Origin of the sequence: Pseudomonas sp. (assembly GCF_032058845.1) — a bacterium.
Classification (GTDB): domain Bacteria; phylum Pseudomonadota; class Gammaproteobacteria; order Pseudomonadales; family Pseudomonadaceae; genus Aquipseudomonas.
In genome coordinates, this window is the sequence record NZ_DAMCCR010000128.1 from 1 (window position 1) to 9,871 (window position 9,871).

Below are 9,871 nucleotides of genomic sequence, written 5' to 3' on the forward strand. Positions count from 1 at the left end.
CAAGAAGTTGCGCAGTGCTGCGCAAGTTCTTGCGCACCTGGCTGTAAGCCCCGCGGCATGGGGGCTGTAGCGGTTTCAAGGGCTGGGAAGAGGGGTTTTGATGTGCAACTTTTTGCGCAATCCCTATTTACGGCTGCAGAGTCGAAATGGGGCCGGTTTGGAGGTTTGAGGGCGCCATTCGTCCCTCTTTCCAAGTGATGGCTAGTGGTCAAAATACCCGTCGAGAAAACCCTACTTCATAGGGCCTATGCAAACGTGTCGTCACTGGAAGCTGTCAAAAAGCTATACCTTGGCAGGCCTTACGCAGGGCTTGTCTCAACCCCTCAATGCCCGTGACTGCGCCCGACATGCGACGGCTCGGTCTCGGGCGCAGTCACGGCCCCGTTGACCTCCAACTGCTGCAGGATCGCGCATTCGGTGCCTTGTTCGCGGCAGCGCTCGCGCAGCTCCACGAGTTGGCGCTGCAACGCCACCAGGCCATCGATCCGCGATTGCACATGCTCGATGTGCTCATCGATCAGCGCGTTGACGCTACCGCACTGGCCATCGGGGCTGTCACGCAAGTACAGGAGGCTGCGGATTTCGTCGAGGGTCATGTCCAGCGTGCGGCAGTTGCGGATGAACGTCAGCCGCTCGGCGTGGGCCTGGGTGTACTGGCGGTAGTTGCCTTCGCTGCGCGCGGGTTCGGGCAACAGACGCTCGCGCTCGTAGTAGCGAATGGTTTCGACTGCGCAATCAGTGGCCTTGGCCAGTGCTCCAATCTTCATCGACATTCTCCATGGGGGTGCTTGACCCTATAGTGGCTACAGGGTGTTCACTTGGCAACAGGTGCCCTTTAAGGAAGATCCGATGAACTCGCCCGTCAGCCCAAAACCTCGCCACGATCACGATCACGATCACGATCACGATCACGATCATGCTCACGCGCACGGCGAGGACCACGGCCATGAGCATGCGCACGACCCGGCCACCTCCCACACCGCACATGACCACGGCGCTGGTGCCTGCTGCAGTACCACGGCCGCCCCGGCCCGCGTGCAGCTCACCGAGCAGGCGAGTACCGACGCCCAGCTCAGTCGCTTTCGCATTGAGGCCATGGACTGCCCCACCGAGCAGACCCTGATCCAGGACAAACTGGCTAAGCTTGCCGGCGTCGAGCAACTGGAGTTCAACCTGATCAACCGCGTGCTGGGCGTCCGGCACACCCTGGGCGGCACCGAGGCGATCGAGGGCGCCATCGCCAGCCTGGGCATGCACGCCGAACCGTTGACCGGCGACGACGCCAGTGCCGCCCCAGGCGCGGCCCCGCGTACCCGTTGGTGGCCGTTGGCGCTGTCGGGCGTGGCTGCCGTGGCTGCTGAACTGGCGCACTTCACCCAGACCGGCCCCGAATGGCTGGTCGCGGCGCTGGCCCTGTTGGCGATCCTTGGCTGCGGGCTGAGCACCTACAAAAAGGGCTGGATCGCCCTGAAGAACCGCAACCTCAACATCAACGCGCTGATGAGCATCGCCGTGACCGGTGCCGTGCTGATCGGCCAGTGGCCCGAAGCGGCCATGGTGATGGTGTTGTTCAGCGTCGCGGAGCTGATCGAGGCCCGCTCGCTGGACCGGGCCCGCAACGCGATTGGCGGTCTGATGCAGCTCAGCCCGGACCTGGCCACGGTGCAGCAGGCCGATGGCCAATGGCGTGAGGTGGACGTGCGCGAGGTGGCGATCGATGCGCGGGTGCGGGTCAAGCCGGGCGAGCGTATTGGTCTGGATGGCGAGGTGCTCAGCGGTCAATCGAGCGTCGATCAGGCGCCGATCACCGGCGAGAGCCTGCCGGTCGAAAAGGGCGTCGGCGACAAGCTGTTCGCGGGCACGATCAACCAGGCCGGCGCGCTGGAATACCGCGTCAGCGCTGCGGCAGGGCAGTCGACCCTGGCGCGCATCATCAAGGCCGTGGAAGAGGCCCAGGGCAGCCGCGCACCGACGCAACGCTTTGTCGATCAGTTCTCGCGCATCTATACCCCTGCGGTGTTCGCCGTGGCGTTGGTCATCGCCCTACTGCCGCCACTGTTCATGGGCGCGGCATGGTTCGACTGGCTCTACCGGGCCCTGGTGCTGCTGGTGGTGGCCTGCCCCTGTGCGCTGGTGATCTCCACCCCCGTGACCATCGTCAGCGGGCTGGCAGCAGCAGCGCGCAAGGGCATCCTGATCAAGGGCGGGGTGTACCTGGAAGGCGGGCGCAAGCTGGACTTCCTGGCGCTGGACAAGACCGGCACCATCACCCACGGCAAGCCGGTGCAGACGGATTTCCAAGTACTGGACCCGGCGTTCGAAGCCCGCGCCCAGCCGCTGGCCGCCAGCCTGGGCGCGCGCTCCGACCACCCCGTGTCACGCGCCATTGCCCAGTTCGGTCAGCAGCAAGGGCTGGCACTGGCTGAGGTGGAAGCATTCGCAGCCCTGGCAGGGCGGGGCGTACGTGGCGACATCGACGGCCGTCGCTACCACCTGGGCAACCATCGCCTGGTCGAGGAGCTGGGCCTGTGCTCTCCGGCGCTGGAAGCCACCCTCGATGGCCTCGAACGCCAGGGCAAGACCGTGGTGCTGCTGCTCGATGCGTCTGGCCCACTGGCGCTGTTCGCCGTGGCCGACACGGTCAAGCAGAGCAGCCGCGAGGCGATTGCCGAGCTGCATGCGCTGGGCATCAAGACCCTCATGCTGACCGGCGACAATCCGCACACGGCGCAGGCCATTGCCGCCCAGGTGGGCATCGACCGCGCCGAAGGCAACCTGATGCCGGCCGACAAGCTGGCCGCCATCGAAGGGCTGTACGCCCAGGGGCATCGGGTCGGCATGGTGGGTGACGGCATCAACGACGCGCCGGCTCTGGCTCGCGCGGAAATCGGCTTCGCCATGGCCGCGGCGGGCACCGACACCGCGATCGAAACCGCTGACGTGGCGCTGATGGACGATGACCTGCGCAAGATCCCGGCCTTCGTCCGGCTGTCGCGCCAGGCCCGGGCGATTCTGGTGCAGAACATCGTGCTGGCGCTGGGCGTCAAGGCGATCTTCCTGGCGATTACCTTCGCCGGGTTCGCCACCCTGTGGATGGCGGTGTTCGCCGACATGGGCGTGAGCTTGCTGGTGGTGTTCAACGGGTTGCGGTTGCTGCGTAAATAGCCCGGAGCGACGTTGACTGCACAGGGTGACACTTTCACGTCGATACCGGTGGCGTGTTGAAGCGCCGGGCCGGCCGCTCCACGGGTCGCGTTTGTGGGAGCCAACTGTCTTTCGCTAAGGGCTGACAAATGGTCGGATCAGGCTTTTCGACAGCAACGCGGTCCATGTGGGAGCGGCTTTAGCCGCGATGGGCGGCGCAGCCGACCTAGGGCGGCGACCTCTTTGTGCCTGCTGTTTCGCGGCGTCTGAATCGGGCCGGCTGCGCCGGCCATCGCGGCTGAAGCCGCTCCTACAGAGACCGCGTTTTTCGCGGGATGCGAGTAGGCACTGGGGACCGAATGAGTCCACGGTCATACGTGTTGCTTTAAGCGCCTACCGTCGCCACGGCCCGCTTCTACAAGCCTTCGAGCAAGGCGCGGTAGTCGTCCACCGCCGCAAATTCCTGGGTATCTCGGTCCGCTGCTGTGCTGTCCGGCTTGAGCACGGCCAGCAGGTGCGCCACGCCGAAGCGTCCGGCGCTGCGCAGGATCGCCAGGGTGTCGTCGATGAACAGGCTACGCGCCGGATCAAACCCCAGGTCCGCTCGCAGGGCGTCCCAGAACTGCGGGCTTTCCTTGGGGAAACCATAATCGTGAGAGCTGATCAGCCGCTCGAAGTACGGCGCCAGCTCCACTCGCTCCAGCTTCAGCGACAGTGAATCGCGGTGAGCGTTGGTGATCAGCACCACCTGCTTGCCGGCCGCGCGAATCGCGCTGAGAAACGGCGGTGCATCGGGGCGCAAGGCGATCAGCTCGATCAGTTCCTGCTTGAGTTCGCGAATCGGCAGTTGCAGCTCGCGGCTCCAGAAGTCCAGGCAGTACCAGTTCAGGGTGCCGGCATTGCGCTCGAACAACGGCTGCAGCTCCAGCTCGGCCATCGCCCGGCTGACCCCATGCACCTCGGCATAGCGTTGTGGCAGGTGCTGCAGCCAGAACTGGTTGTCGTAGTGCAGGTCGAGCAGTGTGCCGTCCATGTCGAGGAGCACGGTGTCGATGTCGGACCAGGGAAGAAGTGCCATGGGAAACTCTCGTAGGGTAAGCCAGCCACGGTATAGTAACCCGTTCATGCCAAGGAGCCTCCCATGCGCCAGAAACCCACCGTCTTGAGCCGCGAGATCGTCGCCAGCAGCCGCCTGTTTCGTGTCGAAGCCGTGCAGTTGCGCTTCAGCAACGGCGTCGAACGCACCTATGAGCGGCTGGTCGGCAGCGGCAACGGCCCGGGCGCGGTAATGATCGTGGCAATGCTCGATGCCGAGCGCGCCGTGCTGGTGGAGGAATACTGCGGCGGCACCGACGCCTACGAGCTGTCGCTGCCCAAGGGTCTGATCGAACCCGGCGAAGACGTGCTCGCCGCCGCCAACCGCGAACTCAAGGAAGAAGCCGGTTACGGCGCGCGAATGCTGGAACACATCACCGAACTGTCGCTGTCGCCGGGCTACATGAGCCAGAAGATTCAGGTGGTGCTGGCGACGGATCTGTATGAAGAGCGCCTCGAAGGCGATGAGCCCGAACCGATGCGCGTCGACAGCATCGACCTGCGCGAGCTGTCATCGCTCGCCACCCACCCGCAGTTCTCCGAAGGTCGCGCGCTGGCGGCGCTGTACCTGGTGCGAGACCTGCTCACCCAACGAGGCTTGCTCAGCGCATGAACGACAAACACCTGATGCTTGAAGCAGTCGCGCTCGCCCGCGTGGCCGGTGCGGCGATCCTGCCGTACTGGCGTGCTGACGTGGCGGTAACGGCCAAGGCCGATGATTCGCCGGTGACCGCTGCGGATCTGGCTGCGCACCACGTGATCCTGGCCGGTCTGCAGGCGCTGGCGCCGGAGATTCCGGTGCTCTCGGAAGAAGCCTGTGACATCCCTCTGGAGGTGCGTGCCGGTTGGCAGCGCTGGTGGCTGGTCGATCCGTTGGATGGCACCAAGGAATTCATCGCGGGCACTGAGGAGTTCACCGTCAACATCGCCCTGATCGAGCGCGGTGAAGTGGTGTTCGGCGTGGTCTGCACGCCCACCAGCGGGCGCTGCTATTTCGGTGGCCATGGGCTGGGTGCCTGGCGCTCCGAGGTGGGTGGCGACGCGCAGGCGATTTCGGTACGCAGCAAGCTGGGCGCAGGCGAACGCTTCACCGTGGTCGCCAGCCGCCGCCACACCAGCCCGCAACAGGAAACCTTGCTCGAAGGCCTGTCCCAGGCCGTAGGCGAGCTGACCCTGGCCAACATCGGCAGCTCGCTGAAATTCTGTCTGTTGGCCGAAGGCAGCGCCGATTGCTACCCGCGCCTGGCGCCCACCTCACAGTGGGATACCGCCGCCGCCCAAGGGGTGCTGGAAGGGGCAGGGGGCGAAGTGCTGGGGCTGGACGGCTTGCCGCTGACCTACCCGGCGCGCAAGTCGCTGCTCAACCCGTTCTTCCTGGCCTTGCCGTCGCTGGCGGGCTGGCGTGAAGCGTTGGTCAGGCTGGCGGCAACGGTGTGACTGCGAGCTTGCTCGAGAAAACCCATCCCGTGCTGTGATCGATCAGGCAGGCGGGGTTATCGGCGAGGTGCTTGGCGAGCGAGTTCGCGTGTGCAGACAGGACCGGCGCCGTCGCGCATGCCGGCCTCACCGGTGCAGCACGTACTGCCCCGTAAAGCGCACCGCCGGCGCCTCGCTGCCCAGGTTGCTCACCGTGGTGTGCAGGGTCAGCCGCGCCCGACCACGGCGTTGATACATCGTCAGGAAACGCTGCCAGTCTGCCTCGATCGGCGCCTCGCAGCAGGCCACTGCGGCGGTGGTTACCGGTAGCGGATAGTCGATCTGGCCCTGCTGGATGACGATGTGCCCATCCTCGATTCCCGCCTCGCGCAGCCGCAGGTGCAGCCAGCCCCAACCCGCCAGCACCGCAGCGCAATACAGACTGCCGCCAAACATCGTGTGCTTGTGGTTGACGTTGGCCTCCAGCGGCAGTTGCAGACGCAGCGTGCCGGCCTGCCAGTCGAGCACCTGCAGGCCCATCTCGCGGGTCAGTGGAATGTCGTGATGCAGCACCTGCTGCAGCGCTGTGGCCGCCTGGCTCATGAACGCGGTTCCTCGTGGTCGTCGTGGCCACTGTGGCCCTCGAAGCTCAGGCCGTGCTTGCGCAGCTTGTCATGCAGGGTCTTGCGCGGCATGCCCAAGGCCTCGGCCAGGCTGCGCATGGAGCTGTGCGGCTGGCTCAGTTCGGCCGCAATCAGCGAGCGCTCGAACTGCTCGACCTGCTCGGCCAGCGGGCCGCTACGCAGCACCGGGGCAACGCTGGCCGGCGTTGGCGGCGGGCTGTCCAGGGCCAGTTCCAGGCCCAGGGCAAAGCGTTCGGCGGCGTTCTGCAGCTCGCGCACGTTGCCGGGCCAGTCATGGCGCAGCAGCATGGCGCGCTGCGCCGGTTGCAGCAGGTGCGGCGCCAGACCATGGCGCTGGCTGGCGGCATCGGCGAAATGCTGGAACAGCACCAGAATGTCATCGCCACGCTCGCGCAATGGCGCGATGCGCAGTGAGGCCACGTTCAAGCGGTAGTACAAGTCAGCCCGGAAGCGCCCCTGGTCGGCGGCCTGGCGCAGGTCTTCCTTGGTGGCCGCGACGATGCGGATGTCGAGCGGGATCAGCTGATTCCCGCCCAACCGCTCGACTACCCGCTCTTGCAGCAGGCGCAGCAACTTGACCTGCACATCCAGGCTCATGCTTTCGATTTCGTCGAGAAACAGCGTGCCGCCGTTGGCGAACTCGAACTTGCCGATGCGCCGTTTCTGCGCACCCGTGAACGCGCCCGGCTCATGGCCGAACAGCTCGCTTTCCACCACCGACTCAGCAAGCGCGCCAGCGTTGATCGCCACGAACGGGCCATCGCGACGGCTCGACAGGTCATGCAGGGCACGCGCCACCACCTCCTTGCCCGCTCCGGTCTCACCGAGGATCAGCACATCGGCGCGGGTACCGGCCAGGGCACCGATCTGCTCGTGCAGGCGCAGCATGGTCGGTGACTGACCGACCAGGCGCGTCGACAGCTGCTGCCGGTCGCTCAGGGCCAGGCGCAGGCTGCGGTTGTCCAGTACCAGCCGGCGCAGGGCCAGGGCGCGGCGCACGCTGTCGAGCAGGGCATCGCTGGCGAAGGGTTTCTCGAGAAAGTCATAGGCGCCGGCGCGCATGGCCTGCACCGCCAGCGGCACATCGCCGTGGCCGGTGATCAGCAGCACCGGCAGCTCCGGGTCACGGGCGTGCAGTTGCTCCAGCAGTTGCAAGCCATCGATGCCCGGCATGCGGATGTCGCTGACCACAACGCCTGGCCAGTCGGCTTCGATGCGCTCGGCCAGGCCCAGGGCGTCGGTCATCGAAGCGACCTTGAGCCCGGCCAGGTCGAGGGTCTGGCTCAGGGCCTGGCGCAGGTGCGGGTCGTCGTCGACCAGGATCACCTGGGTCTGGCTGTCGATCAGCGTGGTCATGCCGAAGGGTCCTCTGAAGATTGCAGGTTGACGCCCGCAGGGGCCACGCGCAGGCGCAAGGTGAGCAGCGCGCCGCCCTCGGGGTGATTGGCCAGCAGCAGCTCGCCGCCCAGGGTGCGCATCAGGCTGTCGCAGATGGCCAGGCCAAGGCCCAGGCCCTGGGTGCGGGTCTTGGTGGTGAAGAAGGGTTCGCGGGCATGGGCCAGGGCCTGGCTGCTGAAGCCTGGGCCGTTGTCGCGGATGAGCAGGTGAACGTGATCGTCGCGGGTCTCGGCGCTCAGCCACAAGGTGCGCGGGTTGGCCTTTTCGGTGAGGGCGTCGAGGGCATTGGCCAGCAGGTTGCCGAGCACCTGGCGCAAGCGCGTTTCGCCGGCCTGCACCCACAGGGTCGCGTCCGGCAGGTCACGCACCAGCTCCACGGCCATGGCCCGGCGACGCTTGGCCAGCAGGGCCAGGGCATCGTCCAGGGCCGGTTGCAGGGCCACGCTTTCCGGGGCATGCCGATCACGCCGGGCGAAGGCGCGCAGGTGGGCGATGATCGAAGCCATTCGCCCGGTCAGCTCGCCGATCAGCTTGAGGTTGCCGCGAGCGTCTTCGGTGCGCTCATGATCGAGCAGCACCTCGGCGTTCTCGGCATAGCTGCGGATCGCCGCCAGCGGCTGGTTCAGTTCATGGCTGATGCTGGCGGACATTGTGCCGAGCACCGAGAGCTTGCCGGCCTGGACCAGTTCGTCCTGCGCGCTGACCAGTTCCTGCTGGGCGTTTTCCCGCTCCAGTACGGCGCTTTTCAGACGAGTATTGAGGCCTTCCAGCGCGGCGGTCCGTTCGATCACGCGCTTTTCCAGCTCTTGTCTGGCGTGGGCCTCGAAGCGGATGCGGTCGATGTAATGGCGCCGCCTCTGCATCACCAGACCGGCCAGCAGCATCAGCACCAGCAAGGCGGCGCCACCAATGGCCATCACCGTCTGTACCGAACGGTCGACCAGCGTGCGTGGGGCGAGGATGCTGACTTTCCAGCCGGTCTCGGGGATGTCGCGGGTCTGCGTGATCCAGGTCTCGGGGCTCAGTTGCAGGGGCTGCGGTGCCTGGGTGGGGTAGGGCTGGATGGCGATGATGGCCTGGCGTTCGGCCTCGCTCAGCGGGCGTGTGGCACGGAAGCGCCAGTCTGGGCGCGAGGTCAGCACCACCACGCCGTTGTGGTCGGTCAGCAGCAGTTGCTCAGGGGTCCGGCCCCAGAGGGTCTCGGTATGGTCGAGGTCGACCTTGACCACCAGCACGCCGATCACCCGGCCGTTGTCACGCACGGCGGCGGCGAAGAAGTAGCCGCGCTTGGCCGAGGTGGTGCCCTGGCCGAAGAAACGCCCCAGGTTGCCCTGCAGGGCTTCGAGGAAATACGGGCGGAAGGCAAAGTTACGGCCCACGAAGGAGTCACGCTTGTCCCAGTTGGAGCCGGCCAGGGTGTTGCCGCTGACATCCATCAGGTACATCACTTCGGCGCCGGTCTGCTGGCTGATGTCCTTGAGCAGGCGGTTGGCGTTGGTCACCGATTCCAGGCGGAAGGGGTCTTTGAGCACGCCGCGCAGTGCCGGCAGGTCGCTGAGGATCTGCGGCAGGGTTTCGTAGCGATGCAAGGTGCCGAGCAGGTTGGCGACGTACAGGTCGAGGGTCTGGCGATTCTGCGAGGCCAGTTCGTCCTGGTAATAGCGCTCGGCCAGGTGATGCAGCGGCCACAGCAGCGGCGCCAGGCACAGCGCCAGCAGGGCCAGGCTGCGCCAGCGGGGGCGTCGGGGTGGGGTCGGGGTGGGAATCATCGACAGTCGCGCCAGGAAGAAAGGCGACAATTATGCGCTACTTCCGTGTGCCCCTTGAATATCGGCAAGCGTGATGGCGATATAGGCGGCAAACAACGAGGCCCCTGCAATGTCCCTGAGCACTCTGCTGCAGCGTTCCAGCTTGCCCAACCCGATCCTCAGCCCGGCCCAGGCCGATGACCTGTTGCTGCGCCACTACGGTTTGCGCGGCGAGTTGCAGGCGTTGGGCAGCCAGCAGGACCTCAACCTGCGCCTGGACACCGGCCAGCGCCGCTTCGTGCTGAAGGTCTGCCACGCCAGCTATGCCGAGGCTGAGCTGGCCGCGCAGCATGCGGCCCTGGCGCATCTGCACGCTGCGGGCCTGCCGGTGCCGCAGGTGCAGGCGGCGCGGTCGGGCGAGGCCCT

9 protein-coding genes are annotated in these 9,871 nt (G+C 66.2%); 4 read left to right on the forward strand and 5 right to left on the reverse strand.

The window, feature by feature from the left end; genetic code table 11:
* Positions 1-323: 323 nt before the first annotated feature.
* Entirely contained in the window at positions 324-767 is a 444-nt protein-coding gene (cadR, locus tag RT028_RS18205) for a Cd(II)/Pb(II)-responsive transcriptional regulator (protein WP_312936572.1), read from the reverse strand.
* 82 nt (positions 768-849) lie between these two features.
* Here cadR and RT028_RS18210 point away from each other — a divergent pair, with 82 nt between their 5' ends.
* Positions 850-3,165, forward strand: coding sequence for a heavy metal translocating P-type ATPase (locus RT028_RS18210; protein ID WP_312936574.1), 2,316 nt, complete (start codon positions 850-852; stop codon positions 3,163-3,165).
* Positions 3,166-3,559: 394 nt separating this feature from the next.
* Here the strand turns inward: RT028_RS18210 and yrfG are convergent, their stop codons facing one another.
* The gene (gene yrfG, locus RT028_RS18215; protein ID WP_312936576.1) at positions 3,560-4,222 is read right to left on the reverse strand and encodes a GMP/IMP nucleotidase; all 663 of its coding nucleotides are present in this window, start codon (positions 4,220-4,222) and stop codon (positions 3,560-3,562) included.
* Positions 4,223-4,285: 63 nt separating this feature from the next.
* On the opposite strand from yrfG, the gene nudE reads away from it, so the two are divergent.
* Both nudE and cysQ read left to right on the forward strand, forming a co-directional pair.
* A complete protein-coding gene (gene nudE / locus RT028_RS18220) occupies positions 4,286-4,852 on the forward strand; it encodes an ADP compounds hydrolase NudE (protein ID WP_312936578.1) in 567 nt (188 codons plus the stop codon).
* Complete coding sequence (cysQ, locus tag RT028_RS18225) at positions 4,849-5,676, forward strand: 3'(2'),5'-bisphosphate nucleotidase CysQ (RefSeq protein ID WP_312936580.1); 828 nt, start codon at positions 4,849-4,851, stop codon at positions 5,674-5,676. The genes nudE and cysQ overlap by 4 nt, the downstream gene beginning before the upstream one ends.
* 126 nt (positions 5,677-5,802) lie before the next feature.
* Here cysQ and RT028_RS18230 read toward each other — a convergent pair whose 3' ends face one another.
* Genes RT028_RS18230 through RT028_RS18240 form a run of 3 tightly spaced genes read right to left on the reverse strand, consistent with a single transcriptional unit; the run spans position 5,803 to position 9,466 of the window.
* Complete coding sequence (locus tag RT028_RS18230) at positions 5,803-6,258, reverse strand: YiiD C-terminal domain-containing protein (protein ID WP_312936582.1); 456 nt, start codon at positions 6,256-6,258, stop codon at positions 5,803-5,805.
* A complete protein-coding gene (locus tag RT028_RS18235) occupies positions 6,255-7,655 on the reverse strand; it encodes a sigma-54 dependent transcriptional regulator (RefSeq protein ID WP_312936584.1) in 1,401 nt (466 codons plus the stop codon). The genes RT028_RS18230 and RT028_RS18235 overlap by 4 nt, the downstream gene beginning before the upstream one ends.
* Entirely contained in the window at positions 7,652-9,466 is a 1,815-nt protein-coding gene (locus tag RT028_RS18240) for an ATP-binding protein (protein WP_312936588.1), read from the reverse strand. The genes RT028_RS18235 and RT028_RS18240 overlap by 4 nt, the downstream gene beginning before the upstream one ends.
* 109 nt (positions 9,467-9,575) lie before the next feature.
* On the opposite strand from RT028_RS18240, the gene RT028_RS18245 reads away from it, so the two are divergent.
* A partial coding sequence (locus RT028_RS18245) for a phosphotransferase (protein ID WP_312936586.1) occupies positions 9,576-9,871 on the forward strand: 296 nt, incomplete at its 3' end.